This window comes from Zobellia laminariae (assembly GCF_030553095.1).
In the GTDB taxonomy this organism is placed as follows: domain Bacteria; phylum Bacteroidota; class Bacteroidia; order Flavobacteriales; family Flavobacteriaceae; genus Zobellia; species Zobellia laminariae.
This window is the reverse complement of sequence record NZ_CP130738.1, coordinates 3,000,216-3,024,131: the sequence shown is the minus strand read 5'-3', so window position 1 is coordinate 3,024,131 and position 23,916 is coordinate 3,000,216. Positions and strand designations below refer to the sequence as shown.

The window sequence follows — 23,916 nt, the reverse complement described above, 5'->3', positions numbered from 1 at the left end:
ATGAAAAGTACCATACTAAAAATCTTGTTTTTACTTCTGACGATGCAATTAAGCTTCGGGCAGCAGGATGCTCAATTCACCCAATACATGTATAACACATTAACGGTGAATCCTGCCTATGCCGGTTCTAGAGATGTTCTTGGTGTTTCGCTACTGCACCGGTCTCAATGGGTCGGAATGGATGGAGCCCCTAGTACACAAACCTTCAACATACAAGGCCCTTACAACGACACAGTGGGATTAGGATTTTCCATCGTACATGACGAAATTGGAAATAACACCAACCAAAATACCAATTTTGATGTTGCTTTTTCATACAGTGTACCTACTTCCGAGAATTATGAACTCTCATTTGGTCTCTCTGCTGGTGGGCAATTATTGAATATCGATTTTAATAAATTGAGAAATTATAGCGCTAGTCTAGCACCATCTGTAGAAAAAGAATTGTACAAAAAATTCACCCCCAATGTGGGAGCCGGAGTATACTTTTTTCACTCCAATAAATTTTATGTTGGTCTTTCGGCACCTAATATTTTAGAAACCGAACATTTTCAAAACCCAGATGATAATGGCTCAGTAATAGCTTCTGAACGCATGAATCTTTATCTGATTTCCGGATATGTTTTTGATCTAAATCCATCTTTAAAATTCAAGCCCGCATATCTTATAAAAGCCGTTACTGGGGCTCCCCTTCAGGTAGACCTTTCTGCTAACTTCTTAATCAAAGAAAAATTCACCTTGGGTGCTGCCTATAGATGGGATGCCGCCATGAGTGCGCTATTTGGTTTCCAAATGGGCAAGCAATTCATGCTAGGACTTGCCTATGACCGTGAAATATCTTCATTAGGTGGTTCGCAATTTAATGATGGTTCTTTTGAAATATTTCTTAGGTACGAATTTATCAAGAATAACAAAATTGATTTAACCCCTAGATTCTTTTAGAAATGAGCATAAAGCCCACATATCTGCTAGTTCTACTCTTTTTGACCACTTGGGGTTCTAGCTGTTTTTCACAAGGAAAAAAAGAAAGCAGAAGCTGATAATTTTGACCATTACGCCTACATGCAGGATATTGAATCCTACCCTTCTCTACTTGAAAAAGGATATGATGAGACTACAATCCATAAAAAATTAGGCAATGCCAATTACCATAGTGCCAACTACGATGTTGCTACATTCTGGTACGAGAAACTTTTAGAAAATGATGAAGTAGCGGTATCTCCCGACTACCTCTACCGTTATGCCCTAGCTCTTAAATCCATAAAGAGGTATGATGAGTCTAATCTATGGATGGAAAAGTTTAAGAAAATAAAGAATAACGATACACGCGCCAACCTTTTTACCAATAACCCAGATTACTTAAAAGAGATACAGATTCCTAAGGAGCAATATATTATTGAGAACCTCAGCGACATCAATTCCCCGGAATCAGATTTTGCACCTTCGTATCTTGCAGGAAACCTAGTATTCACAACTTCTAGAGATCTTGATTTACAGAAATACAGCAAACTGCCCTACCTCAACCTATATCAATCTGAAATATCAGAAGAAGGCAAAACGGGTAAGCTTTCTTTGTTATCAGAGATTTTGAATAGTAAAGCCAATGAATCCTCTACCTCTTTTTCCAAAGATGGAGAAACCGTTTATTTTACAAGAAATAACTTCTCAAAAAAATCATTTAAAAGAGATAAAAATGGGATTAGTAGACTAAAAATTTATAGAGCTTTTAAGAACGGTGATTCTTGGGGAGAACCAGAAGACCTTCCTTTTAATGACACCAATTATTCGGTTGCTCATCCTTCTTTAAGTAGTGATGGCACCAAACTCTATTTTGCATCAGACATGCCCGGAGGGAAAGGTGCATCTGATATTTATGTTGTTACCGTTTTATCCGACGGAACCTTTGGAGAGCCTGTAAATATGGGAGCGCTTATTAATACAGAAGGAAAAGAAACCTTTCCTTTTATTTCGAGTTCTAATATCTTATATTTTGCTTCTAACGGTCATCCCGGCCTTGGCGGTCTTGATATTTTTAAAATAGACCTGAATAAAGAAAACAAGCCTACCAACTTGGGAAGCCCTATCAATAGTTCCGAAGACGATTTTTCTTTGGTGATGGATGCATCAGATGAAATTGGCTATTTTGCTTCAAACCGAAAAGGCGGAAAAGGCAGTGACGATATCTACGGATTAAAACGAAGTGATTCTGACTGCTTTACTTTTATTGAGGGTAATGCCTATGATAAAGATTCTGAGAAACCCTTAGCAGAAACCATAGTGGAAGCACTTGATTATGATGGTCAAAAATTAGCAGAAACCGTAACAGCTTCAGATGGTTCTTATACTATCCGAATACCTTGTCAAGAAAAACAATATCAACTGTCAGGCAAAAAAGAAGGTTACGAAGTAGGAACGCTCTTTATGCTAACCACCAGCGACAAAAAACAAATTAAGGATACGCGTTTGGAGTTAGAGCAATCTACCAAGGTTGTTGACGTTGGTTCCGACTTGGTCAAGGTTTTAAAACTTACCCCTATCTACTTTGACCTGAATAGCTCTTACATTAATAAAAGTGCATATCCTGAACTAAATAAGGTGGTTGATTACATGAGTAAAAGACCGGATATTAAAATAGCCGTAGGCTCACATACCGATAGCCGAGAAGGAGACCAATACAATGTATGGCTATCCAGAAGACGTGCCATGAGAACGGTACAATACATCACATCCAAAGGTATAGACCCGTCACGAATTTCAGGAAAAGGTTATGGAGAAACTCAATTATTGAACCGATGCGCCAATGGCGTTCGTTGTTCGGAAAGCGAACACCAATTGAATAGACGTTCAGAATTCATCGTGATCGAAAAATAACCTATTTCCCCTCCAAGAAATACCATATGAAGCACTAAAATTCTTCAAGGAGCCTTATTTTTGCATAAAGGAAATTCAGCTATGCAGAAAAATTTTAGAAAGGTTGCTAAAGTTGCTTTGGTACTCGTATACCTCGTTATTGTTGCCGGTGCCGTAGTACGTGCCACAGGTAGCGGAATGGGCTGCCCAGATTGGCCTAAATGCTTTGGCCACTATATTCCTCCAACAGAAATTTCTGAACTACAATGGAAGCCAGATACCGATATTAAGAAAGGCCAAATAATTATTGTAGATGAAACCCTTCAAGTTGCTTCCGAAAGTTTTAAAACCAGTGCCACCTTTGATAAAGATAAGTGGGAAACCTATACCAAGCACGATTATGCGCAGTTTAACGCAGCACACACTTGGATAGAATACATTAACCGTCTATTTGGAGCCCTGGCTGGCTTGGCCACTCTAGTCCTAGCTATCATGTCTATTCGCCTGTTTAAAACTAACAAAACGATAACTATTTTATCTTGGCTGGTAGTATTTGGCATGGGCTTTCAGGCTTGGTTAGGGGCAACCGTTGTCTATTCCCTTTTAGAGCCTGTAAAAATCACTGTTCATATGGTAATGGCATTGGTTATTGTGGCTTTCCTTCTTTACATTATACATATAACCAAAGCTACAACCAAAAAGGTGAAGACCTATAAGGACATTGTTCCGCTTTTATCCTTTGTGCTTTTCATGACCTTAGTTCAAGTTATTCTGGGTACTCAAGTTAGACAATTTGTAGATGACCGAATGGATATTTTAGGCGATGTCGCTAAAAACCTATGGCTATCAGATGCAGGTTGGCAATTTTATGTACATCGCTCATTTTCTATAGTCATTGTATTATTGAACATCTTTTTAGCACAGCGTATTTATAAGTATAAGCTCAATTTTCCAAAAATTAATTGGGTCCTGTTTTTCTTATTTATAGAAGCCATGTCCGGTGTTGCCATGTATTACTTTCATTTTCCATTTACTTCGCAACCTATACATCTGGTATTGGCCAGCTTGCTTTTTGGAGTCCAGTTTTATTTGCTTTTAGAAGCTATAAGTGCCAAAAGAAGCTATAAATCTTTGTAACTTTGTCAACCCTTAAAAATTGCGGTTATGATTTACAAAATACGTATCATCTTAGATGCCAAGGAAGATATATTCAGAGACCTTGAGATAGAGTCAGGCACTTCTATGGAGGAGTTTCACAACGCTATTGCTCAATCTTTTGGATTTCTAGGTAACGAAATGGCTTCTTTTTATACCTGTGATGAAGAGTGGATTCAAGATGAGGAAATCGCACTTTTTGACATGAGTGATAATGGTTCTGATGTTAAGTTGATGAACGAAACTTTCTTAGAAGATGTTATGACAGAGGATAGCCCTAAGCTTATCTATGTCTATGATTTCTTAAGCATGTGGACGTTCTTTGTAGAACTTGCCGATAAGGTTGAACCTGAATCTGGTATATCATATCCTAACGTATTATTCAGTTTTGGAGAGCTTCCGGAAACACCACCGGAAAAGAATTTTGAGTCAAAACCAGCTTATGATTTTGACGACACCTTTGATAATTATGACGACCTTGATTTTGACGAAAACTGGAACTAATCCACTCTAGATCCCTGCATTTTTTAGCAAATCGAACATCAAAAAAAATCTATTTAGAATTCTGATTACCAGCAATCTACACTTATCAAGAATTAAAAAAGCTATTGAATTATGATTAACCTATACCCTACCCAAATCGAAACAATTTCCCTTCACCGCGTGGGGAATAAAAACAAAAGCGAAGGTCTTTTTCTTTCTGAAGAGCCTTTCTCTTTGAATGATGAGACCACTGGTCTTTTAAAAGAATATTTCTTTAAGCCTTTTCGTGAAAAGGAAGAGAACTATTTTAAGCTTGTAAATGATGTAGATGTTGAGTTTAACGAACTACACAAAATAGTTTCAGACATTTTTGCTGACCCGGAAAGTATGCATGCCAATTCTAAGAAAATTGCTCAGCATCTTTTTGAGCAATCTAATCACCCGCATATTAAAAGTGGAGAGGTTTATGTTGCGCATTTATCTAACGTTATGTTAGATAATGTAAAGACCGATGCAATTGGTATTTTTAAGAGTGAGCTTAAACACGATTTCCTTCAGTTTGAAGAAAAAGGAAGCAACTTAGATATCGTAATTCAACAAGGTATAAACATTAATAAATTAGACAAAGGCTGTCTGATTTTTAATGTAGATAAAGAAGAGGGTTACAAAGTGCTTTCTGTAGATAGTAACCGTTATGACACCAAATACTGGCTTGAAAATTTCTTGGATGTAGATGCCCTTGCAGATGAAAACTTCTACACTAAAAACTATTTGAAGTTTTGTCAGAATTTTGCCAAAGATGTAGTGTTACCAGCTGAAGACAAGCAGCAAGAGGTTCTTTTTATGAACCGTGCGGTGAACCATTTTGCCAAGAATGACGAGTTTGAAGAAACTAGCTTCTTGAACGAGGTAATGGAGAATCCGGAATTAATACCTGAATTCAAACATTACAAAGAGGAAAAAGGTCCTAAATACAGTATTGAAGACGTGTCTAACTTTGATATTGCCAATAAAGCAGTATCTGATGCGCGTAAGAAAATAAAGAATGTTATAAATCTTGACACCAACATACAAATTAAGTTGGACTTTATAAATCCTGAATCTGCAGAGAAATTTGTAGAAAAAGGTTGGGATGAAGAACGCCAAATGTACTACTACCTAGTATACTTCAATAAAGAGGAGAAAAACTAGTACTTATATTAGTTGGTATTTAAAAGAGAGATCATCTTTTAAATACCAACTATCTTATTTAGTGATCTATTTTTATATTTTGTTCTAGTATTTGTTTCATACTTACATCTTCATAATTACGCCGTACAAAGTTCAAGGCCAAGTCTAATACTTCTCCCATAGTTTTAGCTTTTTTAAACTGCATATCAAGTGTCAGTTCATAAATTGCATCTCGTAACATCTCAATATTTTCCGGAGTAGAGATATGGTCCTTTTTGGCAATAGCAATTAAGCGTTTTATTCGAGCTCCCGAACTTAGGATTCGCTTAGCAACAATAGACCTTTCTTCCAATTTATACTGATCTATAGAATCTCTTGTCAATTTTTTCTAACTAGCTCTACCATTTGGTAATTTTCCTTAAAAAATTGTGGCCTGTATACTTTTAATTTCCCTTCAAAACATTGCTGATCAAAATCTATGGCACGAATACGATAGACCACATGATCAAAATCGTGTACCGGTACTATAACGTAGTTGTAAGACCTCATATCCCCTAACAAACGTATCATACAACGTTCATTGAATTTAACGAACCCTTTGGCTAATTGCGATTTTTCAGATTCAGTACAATTGGGTAACATATCTTTTATAAAAACATCACCGGGAATACCTGCAATATGCTCCTCGATCAATGTGTCTTTATACACCAAAAAGTGAAGGTTGTAAGGAGAAAGCATGTGCTCTAGTTCCAAACCATAAATACGTGAGGCATCGGTTTTTTTTACGTAGAAATAAGTAAAGTTATCATTCAATATATTTCTAACCTTAATCCGAAAAGGCTTTGAGTTACCAAAAGTGCAAAAGTCTACGGAATCAACATTTAAATACTTATGAATATTCTCATTACCATCAGAGAGAAGTATAGAGTATACTTTTTTCAGACTATTGTCTATTTCTATTCTATCAAACTCCGAGTAATATACACGAACCCATAATGTATCTTGATCATCGGCATCATAAACCACGACCGATCCTGCAAAGCGCAACAAATCGTCATAAAAAATAGGAATTTCTGTTTTACGGCTATAGTGCCCTAAATATTGATCCAATTTTTTACAAACCGGATACGCCGGCTTTTTCTTAGACATTAATCGTTCTTCTGACATACTACAAATTTACTTACAAATTACTCATTTCAATCTAATAACGTAATCGTTCCTAATAGATTTCATGCTTAAAACAACATATTTTGGGAGGTTGGCAACATTTATTTATTTAAGAGTGTAAACCTTAGTTATTTTGAAGCTAGACCCACTTGAAACCAACCCAATGATTAATCTGTTTAAGCCCTACTTTAAAGCGATTCTTTTTTTCTAATCGCATTTAGCACATTTTCTGGATTTGCACAATTAAGTGACCTGCATTATTTACCCCCGATGAAGCAAGGTTTAAATAACCAAGGTATACAATACCAGGCGGTACATCTGTCTACTCCAGAAACCACAGCATTTACAATAAATGCATATAGAGGTACAAATACCACTCCTATACAGACATTCTCTATTGATAATTTAAACCCAGCTGTTTGGAACTTAGCCAATGGGGACAACAACATTACCCTAGTAGATAATAACAACACCGGGATAGTACTTACTAATAGTGGATTGCGTTTTGAAGCTCCTATGGTGAAAAATTCTATGTAAACTACAGAGGTAAATCTGCTGCACAAGCAGCTTCTTTGACTGCTAAGGGGCGGCAAGCTATGGGTACTAATTTTAAATGGGGTGGTGTTCCTAATAAAGGTAGTCAAGTTTCTAAATCCAACACTTTAGGTATCATGGCCACTGAAGATAACACTACAGTTACCTTATCTGGTTATGACCCTGGCTGTGAATTTAGAGTGGGCGCTAATAGAGCAGGTATAACTGCAAATTCATATACGGTAACATTAGACAAAAACGAATCATTCGTTTTTGAAACCTATATAGGTACAGCTCCTACCCAAGCCCATGAAGACGGTTGGATCGGTGCTTCTATTGTAGCTACTAATGATATTGTTATAAGTAATGGTTCTATTAATTTTGGTAGTCAAGATGGCGCTAGTCATAGAGATGCAGGTATTGACCAACCCGTACCTATAAATAAGTTAGGTAAAGATTATGTTTTTATAAGAGGTAACGGTAATGTTAATGGTCTTACGGAATTCCCCTTGGTTATTGCTACGGCAGACAATACACAGGTATTTGTTAACGGTGGCACCACACCTATAGCTACCATAAATAACGGTGAATATTTTAAAGTACCTAGCTCATACTACTCTTCTAATACAGTAGGTGCAAATATGTTTGTGCAAACATCAAAAGATGTTTACGCTTATCAATCTATGGCGGGATCAAGTGCATTGTATACACAAGGATTAAATTTTGTGGCTCCCGTAAACTGTCTTTTACCAGACAAGATGGATAATATTCCTGATATCCGAAACATTGCCGGAAGTATTGTAACTGGTGGGTTAACAATTACGGCATCAGTAAACACTCCTGACAGTAACGTTAAAGTATTTCAAAATGGGGTTGAAATTAGTAAACCTGCATCTGACCCAGTAGCCGGGTCCGCTGATTGGAAAACATTTTTTATACCTAATCTAAACGGAAATATTAGCGTAACATCTACCGGTCCTATGGCCATAGGTTTTTTTGGATATAGCGGAGCGCAAGGTGTTGCAGGCTATTTCTCCGGTTTTGATACCGTACCAGAAGTAAGACTAGAAATCAACGGAGGTACTGTTGGGGATTGCTTTGCAGGATCAAGTATTTTTGAAGCTTCAGATGATAATTTTGATGCGTATCAGTGGTTTTTTGATGGTGTATTAATCCCAGGGGCAAACTCTTTTGATTATGCTGCCACCGTTGCGGGAGACTACTTTGTTAGAGGAACCAAAGGTCCTTGTACGTATGACTCCCAGTCTATTACAGTTTTCTATTGCGAACCAGATGTTTTTATTGAAAAAACTGTAGACAAACCAGAAATAAATGAAGGAGAAACAGCCACTTTTACCATTAGGGCTGAAAATAAATATTTCCGTGACATTACGAATCTACAGATTACCGATAATATTCCTGCTGGGTTAACCTTAGTAAACGCCAATACAATTACAGGAAGTTGGAACGGAACAGTTTGGAACATTGGAACTTTAGAACCAGGAGATATTGTTTTTCTAGAGCTTGAAGTAAGAGCAGATGAAATAGACATCTTGCCTTTAATCAATCTCGTCAATACAGCTACCAATTCTCAAGACCAAACGGATGCTAATACTACAAGAGATGATGAGCCTCTGCTAGAATTATTGTACATAATGATTTTGATAATGACGGTGTAGTGGATAGTGTTGATTTGGATGATGATAATGACGGAGTTTTAGATGCCGTTGAACAAATGTGTATCATTTCTAATGATGTGGACTTCTCTTCACCATCTTCCACTGTGTTAGGTGGTAGTGCCGTCACAGAGATTTTTACAAATTTCAATGGTTTTTGGAGAAGTTCTTCTTCTTCAATAAATCCAGTATTGCCAAACTTATCACATGAATTATTGGCATTCACCTCTGGAGGCACCACTTTTAGCACCGGGGTTGCAGACGATGACGTTTATGACTCCAACGGAAATGGTTTAATAGACGGTATAGACTCCAATAATGATGGTATCGCGGATATTTCAGCCACAGAATCTAGCTGGATGGCTTTATCCCCATCAAGCAATATTTATAGCGAGGCAACTTTAGAAACCAGTTTAAATGATGGGAATCTTGATAATGCTTTGGGATTGACCGTTATAAACGATCCTACAACAGACCCATTAAACCCTTTATTGACGAACGGACAAAACGGATTAGATTTAGGTACCGGTGTTGTTAACATCGGCGATACATGGACTTATGAAATAGATCCTATCGTAGCTACTAATGTGGGTGATGGTATTCCAGATATATTATTAACCCAAGTTGCAGACCCAAGTGGTGTCGGTCACGTTGTAAGTCTTTATGATGCCACAGGTGCTCCTCTAGGTAACGCAGTACGTGTGCAGGCCTCAAGTGGAGGAGCACTTACCAGCGTTGTTGGCTCTTATAGATTAGATGTTTACCACGCAAACGGAAGCGTCTTCTTTAATAATACCACTAGAGATTATCGTTTGGCTACAGTAGAATTGTCAGAATTTGGTATACCCACCGCTAGTTTAAGTGACGTATCCTATCTACGATTAGAACTTGGTTCAAATGCCGATGTTGCATTTTTATCCTACAATACAGCGTCCTTTTCAGGATTTTGTGCGAATCTAGATACCGATATGGATGGCTTTCCTGATCATTTGGACCTTGATAGTGATGATGACGGTTGTAGTGATGCAAACGAATTTTATAAAAGTGATACTGCAGATGGTGGTGATGGAGGAGAATATGGTACAGGAGTTCCTGTAGTTGACCCTGCTGATGGAACCGTGAACGCAGCGTCTTACAATCAGGTATTTGCTCCGGTTATTGTACTGGGCAATACTACTGAGGAACTAGGTGGTACGGATATTAATGGTCAAGATGTAAGTTTAGGAGATACCTTTAATTATGTAATACGATTTCAAAATACCGGTGATGATGATGCAACCAATTTCACTATAAGAGATGTTTTACCTAATAATGTTACCCTAGACAATATAAATATTGATGATGCTCCGGGAGTAACAAATACATATGATATAAGTACACAAACCATTAGTTTTAGTATTCCTGACAACTTGGTACAAATTGGTGATCCTGAATATAATATTAAGATTACAGTTTCAATTTCTGGGGATTGTTCTGAATTTGTTGCGGCCTGTGCTTCTCAGTTAGAGAATAACGCTTTTGCAACGTACCAAGGTATTATCAATACCAGTACATTTTCAGATGAGGATGGTAGCAACACAGCCGGTTCTTGTACCTCTACCTTAGAAGTAGCAGCAAACAATGTGGCTGATGCACTTACCAATTGTAATGTGGCACGTTCCGTACAACTTTGTGGGGCCGATGCAGAACTTACAGCTGGTTCAGGTTTTGAAACTTACAACTGGGCTATTGACACAAATAATAACGGAACAATTGATTCAGGAGATACTTTATTGAACGATGGAGATCCTGACAGTGACCCAAGTACTTTAACTATAACTACCGTAGGTAATTATATTGTTGAAAAAACAGTGAGTAATGGTTGCTCTAATCATACAGAATTAATTTCCGTAGAACGCTATGGAGCAACTCAGACTAATCCAATTATCGAATACTTTAATCAAGTTAATGGTGATAGTAACCCAGATAACAACATTCAAGGAGAAATCGTTACTTGTTCTATAGATGGAAACTCAATGCCCAATATTTTCCTTTGTGGTACTAGTGATAGCGCTTTTATTCAATTAGGTATTACAGATGCACAAAGCATTACTTGGCAGAAATTAGATGAAAGTAGTTGTAATGAAGCAACTTGTGGTGAAGTTAGCGATGACTGTGCCAATACTGATAGCAATTGGACTTGGACTCAAGAGGCTGTTTCAAATAATTTTACCATTACCGAAAGTGGAAAATTTAGAGTCGTTATCGCCTATGAAGGTGGATGTTTTAGCAGATTCTATTTTAACGCTTATCAAAACACCCTTAATATTCCTGAGCCAGATTCTTCTGATATTATTTGTGATACAGATGGTTCAATACGGGTTATTGATTTAGGCCCAGGATATGGTTATCAATTATTTGATGTAGCTAATAACACTATTGCTGTTCCTTTTACTGCGGGTCAAGGCCCAAACTTTGATATTACTACTAGCGGTACTTATAAGGTTCAAATTACGCAACTTGACCCATCAACTGGGGCTCCAATAGCCAATAGCTGTGTGTTTGAAACTGAAGATATCGGAATTCAAGAAAGAATTTTTGAAGTAACCCTTAGTAGTACCCCTGAAGATTGTGATGAACTTGGAACCGTAGGTATTCAGGCATTAAACGTTTCCCCAGAGTACAGCTATGAGCTTTTCTTTGATAACGGTAGCGGAAGTGCCGGGGCATTTGTTACAAACAATTTGGTTTCTACAGACAACACCCACACTTTTACAGGAGTTGCCGCAGGAGACTACGTAGTTGTAACTACTACAACAGATGGTTGTAGAGATGTTGATACGATTACCGTAGCCGAAATTCCTAAATTGATATTAACTGCTGCAACCCAAGAAGATATTACCTGTACACTAAAGGTGTTATCAACCTAACTCCATCAGGAGGAACAACGAACTATAAATATGCTATTTGGAGTAAAAATGGCGTCCTTAATTATACTGACGAAGCTAGTATTCCTGATGCGGATTATACTCCCAACACAACATTTTTATTTGGTTATGAGGGCAGTCCTTCTACTTATGTTCCTAATGCTGACGGCGATTATGTTTTTGTTGTCAAGGATGATAACGGTTGTTTTGGATTCTCAAATAGTGTACATATAGACGATTTAGGTACGGTAAGTATCACTGCTTCTAATTCAGAAATTACTTGTGCAGATTCATCTACTTCCGTATTAACTATTAATGCTACAGGGGGTACCGCACCTTATCAATATAGTTTAGATGGTGGCACAACCTACCAAACTGAAAATTTCTTTAACAATATAGCTGCTGGTAATTACACGATTACCGTTATGGACTCTAGTGGTGTTACCGGAACTGGTTGTGAAGAATCTATACCATATGAGGTTGTTCAACCTTTTAGACTTACAGCATCTCCAGCAATTATTGAAGACGCCTCTTGTGATACTTCTGGTGCTACAATTCCAACCGCTCTAGTAAAGATATTGAATACCACTGGTGGTCAAGCTCCGTATGAGTACAGTTTTGATGGCGGAAGTACTTTTAATATAATTGAAGAAAAACGTTTGGCTTCGGGTACTCACCAATTGGTAGTAAAAGATGCCTTAGGATGTTCTACAGATTTAGAAATTACGGTTCCTAACATCATTGCAGACCCTAGTTTTGGTAATGATGTTACTTATACTTGTGATGGTAATGGCGTCATAACCATTACACCATCTAATACAACAGATTTCTCATACGAATACCAACTAAACGGCACTGATAATACGCCTATAGATAATAATATATTTAATGCTGTAACTCCGGGCACACAAACTGTAACTATAGGGTATACAAGTACCATAGCAGCCAATCAAAGTACATTGTTCCTTGAGAACTTTGGAACTGGAGTTACTACTCAAATTGCAGAAGTAGGTCCTGGATATTGTTACGAACCTCAAGATGGTACAGATACTGCTTGCAATTTGGGCCCTGCCGGAATTTTGGTTAATGCCGAGTATGCAGTAACCAATAGAGTGACCAATCCTAATACCACTTGGAGAAGTCCTAATGACCATACTGGTTTGACCGATGGTAGATTTATGGCAATTGGTGTGAGCGTCTCTGCAGGAAACAATAACATTCTATGGTCTAGAACAGGTTTAGATGTATTGGCAAATCAAGATATTACAATTTCTTTTTACGCGTATAACCTTCAAGTAGATGGTACTCCTGGTCGCGAACCAGAAGTACTTGTAGAACTAGTGGATGCCTCTGGAAATGTAATTAACAGTATGGCAACAGCTGCTATTGATAAAAACAACAATGCAGATGACTGGCACTTCAGAGAGGTAACGTTTAACCCTGGTGCAAATACAGTTGCTGGTGTTTTATTACGTACCAATCTAGATAGTGATGACGGGAACTTCTTGGTTTTAGATGATATCCAAGCAATCCAAACTCCTGAAATATGTGAAAAAACACAAGATATTACGGTTGTTGTAGAATCTGGAAAAGCTTTTAAAGTAGCTATTTTAGGAAGTGCAAACCCAACTTGTAACGGTACTGATAATGGTGACATTCGTTTTGAAGTAACTAATTTTGATATTACTTTTGGATATAGGTATTCTATTGACGGAGGTATTACTTGGACAACAGAAACTACTTCTCCAATAAATACCCCTTCTACCCTTGCGGACGGTACATACAATGTAATGGTCGAAAAAATAGACGACAATACGTGTACCGCTACCTCAGCTACTACCGTTACCCTAACTTCACCAAACATATTAACAGCAAGTCTACAACAGACAGCTGAGTTTACATGTTTTAATACTGGAGCTACATTGGAAGCAACGGCAACTGGAGGTACTCCTATTATGAATATCAGTTAGAATTAACAGATGGAACTGTAATTAGACCTTCTAGTAGTTCATCACAATTCCTAAATGTACCACAAGGGGATTACTATGTAAGAATTAGCGATTTAAACAATTGCGAAACTTTATCTCCTACGGCCGTTACCATTGCCCAACCAAATACGGTAAGTTTTGATTTAACCGCTACACAATGTTATGACGGACTTAGCAACGGAACAGTAACTGCTACGGTAACTGACGGAAATGGAAATTATTCATTCAGACTAAATAACGGAGCATGGCAAACCCCTACTCCTATTACAGGTTTAGCATATACTTTTAGTAACTTATCAGAAGGAACTTTTGATATTGAAGTAACTGACCAGTATGGTTGTGTTTCTGCTATACAGTCTATTACCATTGCTCCAACAATTACACTTAGTGTGGTTCCAACAAATGCTAGTGTTTGTGCCGATGGTACTTTAACAGCAACGGCGTCTGGTGGTGACAGCAATTTTGTATACGCGTTTATTCCTTCTGGAAATACAGTTTTAGATAGTGATTTCTCTGCTTCTAACACTACCTCAATTGCTTTAGCCAATATTGGAAATTATGATATTTATGTAAGAGATAAAGCAAATGGTACCGATGCATGCCAAACTATGGTCACAGAGACCATTGCTGCTAATCCAGTTTTAGCAATGACCGCTGTACCTACAGACCCTGAATGTCATGATGGCACTGGTAGTATTGCAGTGAATATTAGTGACGGATTATCACCTTTTGATTATCGTTTGGTAGATATGACCAATGGAACACCTGATCAAGTTCAAACTAATGTTACGGGTAATACCAAAACATATTACAACTTGGCGCCAAGGTACCTATGATGTGATTATTACAGATGATGCTGGTTGTTCAGAAAATGAAACTGTGGTTATTAATCAACCTGCCGAGTTAACTGCCGTTATAGTTTTAGCCTACGCTAGTGATTGTACAGGTGGAGCAGCTGATTTTGGTTTCGACTTTACCAGTGTTACAACCGGACTTGCAGGAACAATTGAATATAGTGCTGATGGTGGTACCACTTGGGTATCATCTCCGGTATTCAGAGGATATACTTCTGGCGACGAGGTTTACCCTTCTCTTCGTACAATAGATGGAAGTAATAATTTAATCTGTCAGACAGATCTTCCTAGAGAGATTATACCTTATCCTTTAGATGATTTAGATATAACTACTTCTTCTGTAGTTGAAAACTGCGATGAACTAAAAGTTGAAGTACAAGGTGGTGAGGGAATACCTGGATATGAATATGCATATTCTAATGACCCTTCAAATTTTGATGCTACAACGGCTACATGGCACGTTGGTGGTAGCACTCATCTTGATGGTACTGCCGTAACAGCAGGTCATGGTAGTTATGAATTCACAAACTTGATTCCGGGCAGAACTTATGTGTTCTACGTTAGAGATAGTAATACGCCAAGTTGTACAAGACAAAGTACTGTAAATGTAAATGAGATTGCAGGTGGTTTACCTATGGTCATCACTGCAGATATTACCCCGTCTTGTAGCACTTCAAATAATGGTACCATTACATATACAATTGTAGATGAAGATGGTATTACCGAACCGAATATGGAGTGGTTCTTATATGATGTTAATGGCGTGCTTATTAGAGATAGTGCAGGTACGGTTGTATATAACAATACAATTACTATCACCAATCTAGCGCCAGACGAATATTATATAGAAGTAAGACAAATAGATAGTGGTGGTGCACAACAATGTATCAGCGCCAGTGAAAACGAAATCTTAGATGAGTTAGAAATCATCACAGGAGACACAAGTTCAATTCAGGATATATCTTGTGAGAACCCACTTAATCAAAATAGATAATGTTCAAGGTGGTGGAGGTACTTATTTCTATACCATTACTGGTCCTAGTCCTTTTACTACTATTTCAACTACAAGCGATAATCCAATTGAGATAGCTGCGAATTCACCTGCTGGCACATATACTGTTACTGTAGAAGATCAATATGGTTGTTCGTACAACCTAATTGATGTTCCAATGAATTTCATGGCCGCACCAAGTATTACTGATGTGGTGATAGCTAATTGTGACACCAATGCATCTGTTACCATTAATGCAACTGGTACAGGTACGATTCTATATTCTTTAGATGGTGGAAGTTCATATCAAAACAATGGAGGTGTTTACAATACTGTTCCTGCGGGTAACTATGATGTATTTATAAAAGATGCTTCTGGTTGTATAGACACTTTAAATATAGACGTACACCCTACTCTACAAGCTTCGGCAAGTTTAGATAAACAATTAGGTTGTGATGCTGGTTTTGAGGCAGAAATAGCAATAGAAGGTCTTGCTGGTTCTGGAAATTATGAATTTGAAATCTTAGATAGCGCCTCAGCTGATGTAGTTTCACGTCAAACCCTAACAGGTGGTGCAATGAACGTAGCAGTAAGTGTTTCGGATAACACTATAGATACAGATTACACAGTTAACGTTTATGACATAGGAACCGCTTTACCAAATTGTAGTAGGACTTTTACTGTGAAAATTCCGGCAGCAATACGACCAGATTTTACTGGCAACCCTACAGATGTAAGTTGTTCTGGTGCAAATGATGGTAGTATAGAATTGGTTCAAACCAACAATGGTAATAATCCATTAACCTATACATTAACGCCAATGCCTGCAAGTGCATCTTGGGATGCTACCACCCAATCATACATAAACCTACCCGGTGGCACGTATGATGTGGAAGCTAGAGGCCCTAACAACTGTCCAATAGTAAAATCTATAACAGTAAATGAAAACGCGCTTATTACTTTTGCCTTACCTGTCGTAGACCAATTTGGTTGTACTAGTGATAACAACACTAACAACGCAACTATTACTATTGATTTGAGTAGTATTTCTAACGGAAGTGGTACTTATAATCGTTTTGAATTCATAGATGATGCTACTTCTAATGTTCTCCAAAATAGCAGCAGCTTAGTCTATGAGTACACAGATGTTGCGGGTGGCAATGTTATTGTTCGCGTATATGATGATGAAGGTTGTTCTGTAGAACAGACGGTAACGGTAAATGCTTATGATGCTTTAGTTGATGCTACAGTTGTAGTAACACGCGAAATTGACTGTGTTAATAGTGGTGAAGATTTAAGAATAGACGTTACTAGCTCTATTACTAATTCTACTACTGACCTTAGCAATTATGAGTTTAGAATCTTGCCTTCCACTACCTACCAAGCATCTAATGAGTTCTTGAATAGATTAGAAGGTAACTATACCATAGGTATAAGAAATATCACTACGGGTTGTGAAATTACAAGAAGCCATACCGTAGAAGACCCAAATACATTTAATGTAGTTGTAGATAAATTATCTGATGTTGTTTGTCACGGAACTGATGGAAGTATTCAAATTACTTTTACAGATGCTACTTATACTGGTAATTTTGATTGGGAAGTTTTAAATGCCGATGGCACAGCAACAACCCGAACGGATGACGAAGGTATTTTTAGTGGTACAGGTACAACCGCTTCTGTTCCAGTAGCAGCAGGTAATTATATTGTTAGAGTTGCACAAGTTGGTTTCCCAGAATGTAGCCAAGAACGTGCAATTACTATAACAACCCCAAGCGCACCAGTTACTTTGGCTACTATAGAAACTAAGGATGTTGGTTGTTCCAATGATATGGGTAGTGCCAATATTATACCTAACGGTGGCGAAGCACCTTATGATATTATATTAACTCACACTCCTTCTGGCACAACTTACCCAGCTAATGCTGTGAACAGTTATTTGTTTAGAGGTTTAAGCGATGGACAGTATTCTGTTGAAGTGACGGATAACTTAGGTTGTACGGTACCTTTTAACAATGCATTTGTATTGTCTCCACCAGAGCCAATAGCTGCAAGTATTCAATCAATAGTAGAATTAGTTTGCGAAGGTGGTACCGATGCAGAAATAACCGCAGAATTTACACCAAGGACTATTAGCAACCCTACACCAAGTTATAGATATATTCTTAAAACTTATGATAGTGATGCTCCATGCTAATCTGTTACAGACTTCAAACTCTCAAACTACAGCCACTTTTAGCAACTTAAGGTCTGGTTTCTATAGCATTACTATTTTAGACGACTTAAATTGTTCTGACGAAACCAATATTGTAGAGATTGTTGAACCTACCGAAGTAAAAGGCTCAATAGTAACCGCACAACGTTTGGGCTGTTTGTCTGATGCAGAGCTATTGTTAACTGCTTCTGGCGGTACAGGGCCATATGCTTGGAACACTACTGGTATTCCTCCGTTCAATAATATGAACGAAACTAGTGGACCTAACACCCATTTGTTTACGGGTATTACTGCAGGTACTTATCAATACTATTTACAGGATAGAGAAGGTTGTATCTCCGTTATTACGAACAGTATTACTATCAATCCAATTATTCCTTTAACGGTAACATTGGATAATGATAATCCAACAATTAATTGTAATGGTGATAATTCTGGAGTTATTGATGCAGAAGCTGCAGGCGGATTAGGTAATTACCAATACGCGTTGTTCTCAGATTCAGGTTTAACCAACGAAGTAAGTCCAAATCAACCAACAGGTTTATTTACAGATTTATTGGCAGGCACCTATTTTGTTAGAGTACAAAGTGATGATTGTCAAGTAACATCTTCGGCAATAACAATTACCCAGCCAGACCCACTTCTTATAGATACGGGTAACACCATTTTTAATGATGTAACCTGTAACGGAGCAGATGATGGTAGCATTACTGTAAATATGCTTGGTGGAACAGGTATTTATCAATATGCCATCTCTCCTAACTTAGATAGATTTAGTGATGACAATACTTTTGACGAGCTTGCTCCAGGAGATTACACCATAATTGCTCAAGATTCTAATGGATGCTTTGAACTTTTTGAAGCTACCATAGAAGAACCTGAAGTATTAGAAGTATCCGCTATAGCCACACCAGAAATTTGTGTTGGCGAAGAAGATGGTACTATTACACTAACTATTACTGGCGGTACTGCCCCATATAGTACACGTCTGTTAGATGAAACTAATTTTGTTCTAGATAGAACTAGTTTTACGAACATGGCCGGCGGGTTGTATATCATTTATATTGAAGATGCTCAAGGTTGTGAAGAAACTATAACGGTTACTGTTGATCCAGGGGTTAACCTTGGAGCTCAGGTAGAACCTGTCTACGGTTGTAACGGTAATATCCCTAACAACTATGTGAATATTGTACTTGATGATTTAAGTATTGAGAACGATGTACTCTTTGGGTTAGATACAACAGACCCGTCTGAAATGCAATTGAATCCATTCTTCCGTGATATAACTCCCGGGACACATTACATTGCTATTTCGCATGAAAATGGATGCATGACAACCTACAGTTTTAAAATAGAAGCTTTTGACCCATTAACCCTAACTGTGTCAGAAACTAATATTAATGAAATTACAGCAGTAGCAGGTGGCGGTAGAGAAAACTACACCTACTATTTTGGTGATACGAATAATGGTACTGAAAATGTATTTTACATCACCAAAACGGATACCTATTTGGTTAGAGTTGTTGATGAAAATGGTTGTGAATTCACAGAAAGTATTTTCATGGAATTTATTGATATAGAGATTCCAAATTTCTTTACACCAAATGGTGATGGAGCAAACGACATCTGGAAACCAAAGAACATCGAAATTTATCCAGACATCTTCATCAGCATTTATGACAGGTACGGTCGTACAGTTTATAAGTTCAGAGATAATGAAGACGGTTGGGGTGGATTCTATCAAAAATCAGAATTGCCTTCAGGTGATTACTGGTATGTAATTAAATTGAACGGTGAAGCAGACACAAGAGAATTTGTTGGACATTTCACCTTATACAGATAAGTAAATAACAGAGGTAGCTAATTCAGCTACCTCTACTTTACGGACAAAAACAACTTAATACTAGGGTTTTACAACTTAGAGTTGTGCTTTTAGTAATGTTTAAGTTTCTTAAGCATCTAATGAACCCTTAAACTTATAATGAACCAAAAGTTAATTTTATTTTTTTTATTCATGTTGGTTTCCGCCGCTGGTTTTTCCCAGTTGAGCGACCTTCACTATTTACCACCATTAAAACAAGGCGGTAACAACCAAGCCGTTACCCAACAGAGTATATACTTATCAACTCCAGAAACCACAGCGTTTACTGTAAACATTTATCGAGGTACATCTACCACTCTTTATAGTACAACTACATTGTCTAAAACTACACCTCAAGAAATAGCACTACCCAATGGCGACAATGATATTACAATGATGAGTAATGGTAATACCGGTGTTGTTCTAACTATTGGTGGTTTACGTTTAGAAGCTCCTTATGGAGAAAAATTCTATGCGAATTATAGAGGTAGATCCGGCTCACAAGCAACTTCCCTTACAAGTAAAGGAAGGCAGGCGATGGGAAATCATTTTAAGTGGGGAGGAACTCCAAATAAAGGTACTCAAGCGAGTTTAACAAATTCACTAGGCATAATGGCTACTGAAGATGGCACTACAGTTACGGTTTCAGGATATGATCCAGATTGTGAGTTTAGATTAGGAAATGATAGAGATGGTATAATAGCCGATTCTTATACCATAAATTTAGATGCCAATGAATCTTTTGTTTTTGAAGCTTATGTTGCAGAAACTCCTGCAAATGCCGATGGCTGGTTAGGTGCAGATGTTATTTCCAATAACCCCATTGTTATAAGTAACGGTGGTCTTAACACTAGTGTAAGGGTAGGATATTCTGGTAGAGATGCTGCTATTGACCAACCAGTTCCTCAAAATAAATTAGGTAAAGAATATGTTTTCATAAGAGGAAATGGAACAAGTGAAACAGAAATACCAATAATTATCGGTACTCAAAACGGTACAAATATTTATGTAAACGGAAGTACGACAGCTATCGCTACTATAAACGATGGTGATTATTTTGAAATACCTGAAAGCAATTACTCGGTTTCTTCTGCAGGAGGAAATATGTATGTAACCACTTCTAAAGATGCCTATGCCTATCAATTAATGGCGGGTGCAAGTGCTATTTATACCCAAGGACTAAATTTTATTGCTCCTGTAAATTGCTTATTACCAGATACAGTAGATAATATTACGCATATAGAAGATGCCGCTGGAGTAACTATGACCGGTGGGGTAACTCTAATTGCCTCTACCACTACCCCAGATGCTAACATTACAGTAACGGACGGTAGTGGACCAATAGCCCTACCCGCCCCTTCCGCAGTTGCTGGAACAAGTTTATGGAAAACCTATTATGTTGCAGGATTAACAGGAGATGTAACCATAGAATCAACCGGGCCAATAGCAGTTGGATTTATAGGCTTTAGTGGTGCCAGAGGTATTGCTGGGTATTTTTCTGGTTTTGATACCGTACCTGCAGTAGACCTACAAGTTACAGGTGGTGGTTGTCTACCAACCGCACAAGTAGAAGTTACAGACCCCAATTTTGATGATTACCAATGGTTTGAAAACGGTGTTCTTATAGCAGGTGCAAATAATGCCACTTATACACCAACTAATGCCGGCGATTATTACGTACGGGTTACAAAAGGAGGTTGTACCTATGATTCGCAACCTTTAACCGCTTACTATTGCGATCCAGATATTATTCTAAGCAAAGATGCAGACCAAAATACGGTTACCGAAGGAGATACGGTCACTTTTACAATTACCGTTGAAACTTTAGGAATAGACCCAGTCACCAACTTAGTTTTGACAGATGTTTTACCACCTTGGTCTAGAATTGATTTCTTCCTCTATATCCAAAGGAACATTCACTTATCCTAATTGGAATGTTGGAGGCATGACTTCCGGTGATCTAGAAACTTTGACTTTGGTCACTAGGGCCAGTTTAGACAACATTTATTCTACGACCGCCAACTACATAAATACGGTAACCAACAGCCAAGACCAAATTGACTCAAATATCACTACGGACGACCCTTCCGAAACCGTAACGGTAAACAAGAGTATCCCTACTACTGTAATAACCAATAGAAAAATTACCTATCGCGTTAATAGAAATTAATCTTTTAGTGTAACATTGTATCAAGTATCTCGTCAAGTAGGTATAATCAATCAAAAAACACTTGACGTGAGCACCATTCTAACAGTTAATCATCTCACCAAAAAGTTTGGATATCTAACGGCTGTCAAAGACCTTTCTTTTACCATTGAAAAAGGAAACGTATACGGCATTCTTGGACCAAACGGAAGCGGTAAATCTACTACTTTAGGTATTGTTTTAAATGTTGTAAACGCCACACAAGGAGATTTTGCTTGGTTTGATGGTACAACAACCACTCACCAAGCCTTAAAGAAAGTGGGCGCCATTATTGAAAGACCCAACTTCTATCCGTACATGACCGCGCTTCAAAACCTGAAGTTAGTTTGTAAAATAAAGGAGGTTAGTGAAGAGAAAATTGAGGAAAAACTAGAGCTTGTTGGTTTATTAGACCGAAAAAATAGCAAGTTCAGAACCTATTCTTTGGGTATGAAGCAGCGGTTAGCCATTGCCTCTGCCCTACTTAACGACCCTGAAATTCTAATTTTGGATGAACCCACAAATGGTTTAGACCCACAGGGGATTCATCAAATACGGGAAATCATTAAAAAAATAGCTTCTCTAGGCACTACCATTTTATTGGCATCGCACCTTCTGGACGAAGTTGAAAAAGTCTGTAGCCATGTTATTATCCTAAGAAAAGGAGAAAAATTATACTCTGGTCGTGTAGACGGTTTGTTAGCAAGTCATGGTTTTTTTGAATTGAAAACTGATAACCTAGACAACTTAAAAAGCTATTTAGAAAAACATGCAAGCTTCGGAAGAATAAAGTTGGAAAACGGCTGCATCACTGCAATTTTAAAAGAAGAGATGAATGCGGGCGAACTTAATAAAACTCTTTTTGACCAAGGAATAATACTATCGCACCTAGTAAAAAGAAAAGAAAGCCTAGAAGAGCAATTCCTAACCTTGACCAAAAACCAATCCAACTAAAGCCATGAAACGACTCCTACAAATAGAATTCATAAAATTGTGGAACAACAGGGCTAGTAAAGTTCTGATTCTAGCCTATTTTTTACTGCTTACTTCTATTGCCTTGGTGGCTGCTGTAAAGTTTGATATTGGTCCAATAAAATTTCACTTAGCGGAGCAGGGAATCTTCAACTTTCCCTACATATGGCACTTCAATGCTTTTATAACAGCATTTTTTAAATTGTTTCTAGCTATTGTAATCGTATCCATGATGGCTAACGAATACAGTAACAAGACTATTAAACAGAATTTAATTGACGGTCTTTCCAAAAAGGAGTTCATACTTTCTAAATTTCTGACCGTTGTTACTTTCGCCTTAATTTCAACAGTTTTTGTTTTTTCAGTTTCGCTCGTTTTAGGTCTATTTTACTCCAATTTTACTGAAATCACCATCATTTTCTCAGGATTAGAGTTCCTTTTAGCCTTTTTTGTAAAGCTAGTCGGTTTTTTCTCTTTCTGTCTGTTCTTAGGTATTTTAGTAAAAAGGTCGGCTTTTGCATTGGGCTTTTTAATCTTATGGCAAGTATTTGAAACGTTTATACGCGGAATCATCAGATGGCGATTCTTTGATGCCGAAACTACGGATATAGTTATGGGTTTCTTTCCCTTAAACGCCATGTGGAACCTCATTAAAGAACCTTTTACCAGATTAAGTGCGGTACAAACTGCGGTAAACCAAATGGGTGAAGAAGTGGTACTGAATTATCATGTGCATTGGTATGAAATATTGATTGTCCTAGCTTGGACGGCCATTTTTATTTATGGGTCTTACGCTCTTTTGAAAAAAAGAGATTTATAGAACATTCTTTACATAGTTTTCTACTGGTAATCCAGTAGAAATAAGTCGCTGTTTTCTAGTATTTATTAGTTAGAATTATTGGCGGTCTA

The 23,916-nt window shown here is 37.6% G+C and carries 17 protein-coding genes and 3 pseudogenes; 19 read left to right on the top strand and 1 reads right to left on the bottom strand.

The annotated features are described in order from the left end of the window. The 5 genes from Q5W13_RS14490 (at window position 1) to Q5W13_RS14470 (ending at window position 5,679) form a co-directional block, all read left to right on the top strand. Entirely contained in the window at window positions 1-942 is a 942-nt protein-coding gene (locus Q5W13_RS14490; protein WP_304443479.1) for a PorP/SprF family type IX secretion system membrane protein, read from the top strand. 120 nt (window positions 943-1,062) lie between these two features. After that, window positions 1,063-2,871 carry an OmpA family protein gene (locus tag Q5W13_RS14485; protein WP_304443478.1) on the top strand — a complete coding sequence of 603 codons (1,809 nt, stop codon included), beginning with the start codon at window positions 1,063-1,065 and terminating at the stop codon, window positions 2,869-2,871. Between the two features lie 81 nt (window positions 2,872-2,952). Continuing rightward, the gene (locus Q5W13_RS14480; protein WP_304443477.1) at window positions 2,953-3,987 is read left to right on the top strand and encodes a COX15/CtaA family protein; all 1,035 of its coding nucleotides are present in this window, start codon (window positions 2,953-2,955) and stop codon (window positions 3,985-3,987) included. 27 nt (window positions 3,988-4,014) lie between these two features. After that, window positions 4,015-4,509 carry an IS1096 element passenger TnpR family protein gene (locus tag Q5W13_RS14475; protein WP_155594383.1) on the top strand — a complete coding sequence of 165 codons (495 nt, stop codon included), beginning with the start codon at window positions 4,015-4,017 and terminating at the stop codon, window positions 4,507-4,509. 111 nt (window positions 4,510-4,620) lie between these two features. After that, window positions 4,621-5,679, top strand: a complete 1,059-nt coding sequence (locus Q5W13_RS14470; protein WP_155594384.1) for a nucleoid-associated protein — start codon at window positions 4,621-4,623, stop codon at window positions 5,677-5,679. A gap of 58 nt (window positions 5,680-5,737) precedes the next feature. Here the strand turns inward: Q5W13_RS14470 and Q5W13_RS14465 are convergent. Further along, a pseudogene (locus Q5W13_RS14465) lies at window positions 5,738-6,825 on the bottom strand (hypothetical protein). Between the two features lie 270 nt (window positions 6,826-7,095). On the opposite strand from Q5W13_RS14465, the gene Q5W13_RS14460 reads away from it, so the two are divergent. The 14 genes and pseudogenes from Q5W13_RS14460 to Q5W13_RS14405 all read left to right on the top strand — a co-directional run bounded on the left by Q5W13_RS14460 (window position 7,096) and on the right by Q5W13_RS14405 (window position 23,827). Further along, complete coding sequence (locus tag Q5W13_RS14460) at window positions 7,096-7,362, top strand: hypothetical protein (protein ID WP_304443476.1); 267 nt, start codon at window positions 7,096-7,098, stop codon at window positions 7,360-7,362. A 59-nt stretch (window positions 7,363-7,421) separates the two neighbouring features. Then, window positions 7,422-9,038 carry a DUF11 domain-containing protein gene (locus Q5W13_RS14455; RefSeq protein ID WP_304443475.1) on the top strand — a complete coding sequence of 539 codons (1,617 nt, stop codon included), beginning with the start codon at window positions 7,422-7,424 and terminating at the stop codon, window positions 9,036-9,038. Further along, a complete protein-coding gene (locus Q5W13_RS14450; RefSeq protein WP_304443474.1) occupies window positions 9,038-11,944 on the top strand; it encodes a DUF7619 domain-containing protein in 2,907 nt (968 codons plus the stop codon). Before Q5W13_RS14455 ends, Q5W13_RS14450 begins: the two co-directional genes overlap by 1 nt. Beyond that, window positions 11,881-12,264: pseudogene (locus tag Q5W13_RS25135) on the top strand (hypothetical protein); the annotation flags it as partial. The gene Q5W13_RS14450 and the pseudogene Q5W13_RS25135, both read left to right, overlap by 64 nt. A 102-nt stretch (window positions 12,265-12,366) precedes the next feature. Beyond that, window positions 12,367-13,911: a hypothetical protein gene (locus Q5W13_RS14445; protein ID WP_304443473.1), complete on the top strand. Its 1,545-nt coding sequence runs from the start codon at window positions 12,367-12,369 to the stop codon at window positions 13,909-13,911. Then, window positions 13,863-14,138, top strand: a pseudogene (locus Q5W13_RS25130) (hypothetical protein); the annotation flags it as partial. The gene Q5W13_RS14445 and the pseudogene Q5W13_RS25130, both read left to right, overlap by 49 nt. A 180-nt stretch (window positions 14,139-14,318) precedes the next feature. Further along, window positions 14,319-14,765, top strand: coding sequence for a hypothetical protein (locus Q5W13_RS14440; RefSeq protein ID WP_304443472.1), 447 nt, complete (start codon window positions 14,319-14,321; stop codon window positions 14,763-14,765). Then, a complete protein-coding gene (locus Q5W13_RS14435) occupies window positions 14,713-15,777 on the top strand; it encodes a hypothetical protein (RefSeq protein WP_304443471.1) in 1,065 nt (354 codons plus the stop codon). Before Q5W13_RS14440 ends, Q5W13_RS14435 begins: the two co-directional genes overlap by 53 nt. Next, entirely contained in the window at window positions 15,749-17,971 is a 2,223-nt protein-coding gene (locus Q5W13_RS14430; RefSeq protein WP_304443470.1) for a hypothetical protein, read from the top strand. Before Q5W13_RS14435 ends, Q5W13_RS14430 begins: the two co-directional genes overlap by 29 nt. After that, window positions 17,958-19,832 (top strand): T9SS type B sorting domain-containing protein, encoded by a 1,875-nt coding sequence (locus Q5W13_RS14425; protein ID WP_304443469.1) that lies wholly within the window; start codon window positions 17,958-17,960, stop codon window positions 19,830-19,832. Before Q5W13_RS14430 ends, Q5W13_RS14425 begins: the two co-directional genes overlap by 14 nt. Before the next feature lie 138 nt (window positions 19,833-19,970). Next, window positions 19,971-21,779: a DUF11 domain-containing protein gene (locus Q5W13_RS14420; protein WP_304443468.1), complete on the top strand. Its 1,809-nt coding sequence runs from the start codon at window positions 19,971-19,973 to the stop codon at window positions 21,777-21,779. Then, window positions 21,712-22,020, top strand: a complete 309-nt coding sequence (locus tag Q5W13_RS14415) for a hypothetical protein (protein WP_304443467.1) — start codon at window positions 21,712-21,714, stop codon at window positions 22,018-22,020. Before Q5W13_RS14420 ends, Q5W13_RS14415 begins: the two co-directional genes overlap by 68 nt. Window positions 22,021-22,086: 66 nt before the next feature. Further along, entirely contained in the window at window positions 22,087-22,989 is a 903-nt protein-coding gene (locus Q5W13_RS14410; protein ID WP_304443466.1) for an ABC transporter ATP-binding protein, read from the top strand. 4 nt (window positions 22,990-22,993) lie between these two features. After that, window positions 22,994-23,827, top strand: coding sequence for an ABC transporter permease (locus tag Q5W13_RS14405; protein WP_304443465.1), 834 nt, complete (start codon window positions 22,994-22,996; stop codon window positions 23,825-23,827). Window positions 23,828-23,916: the final 89 nt, after the last annotated feature.

Coding starts and splice junctions, on each gene's coding strand:
- Q5W13_RS14490 (WP_304443479.1), top strand. CDS start 1: ATGAAAAGTACCATACTAAAAATCTTGTTTTTACTTCTGACGATGCAA.
- Q5W13_RS14485 (WP_304443478.1), top strand. CDS start 1,063: ATGCAGGATATTGAATCCTACCCTTCTCTACTTGAAAAAGGATATGAT.
- Q5W13_RS14480 (WP_304443477.1), top strand. CDS start 2,953: ATGCAGAAAAATTTTAGAAAGGTTGCTAAAGTTGCTTTGGTACTCGTA.
- Q5W13_RS14475 (WP_155594383.1), top strand. CDS start 4,015: ATGATTTACAAAATACGTATCATCTTAGATGCCAAGGAAGATATATTC.
- Q5W13_RS14470 (WP_155594384.1), top strand. CDS start 4,621: ATGATTAACCTATACCCTACCCAAATCGAAACAATTTCCCTTCACCGC.
- Q5W13_RS14460 (WP_304443476.1), top strand. CDS start 7,096: ATGAAGCAAGGTTTAAATAACCAAGGTATACAATACCAGGCGGTACAT.
- Q5W13_RS14455 (WP_304443475.1), top strand. CDS start 7,422: ATGGGTACTAATTTTAAATGGGGTGGTGTTCCTAATAAAGGTAGTCAA.
- Q5W13_RS14445 (WP_304443473.1), top strand. CDS start 12,367: ATGGACTCTAGTGGTGTTACCGGAACTGGTTGTGAAGAATCTATACCA.
- Q5W13_RS14435 (WP_304443471.1), top strand. CDS start 14,713: ATGTTACGGGTAATACCAAAACATATTACAACTTGGCGCCAAGGTACC.
- Q5W13_RS14425 (WP_304443469.1), top strand. CDS start 17,958: ATGCTCCATGCTAATCTGTTACAGACTTCAAACTCTCAAACTACAGCC.
- Q5W13_RS14420 (WP_304443468.1), top strand. CDS start 19,971: ATGAACCAAAAGTTAATTTTATTTTTTTTATTCATGTTGGTTTCCGCC.
- Q5W13_RS14415 (WP_304443467.1), top strand. CDS start 21,712: ATGTTTTACCACCTTGGTCTAGAATTGATTTCTTCCTCTATATCCAAA.
- Q5W13_RS14405 (WP_304443465.1), top strand. CDS start 22,994: ATGAAACGACTCCTACAAATAGAATTCATAAAATTGTGGAACAACAGG.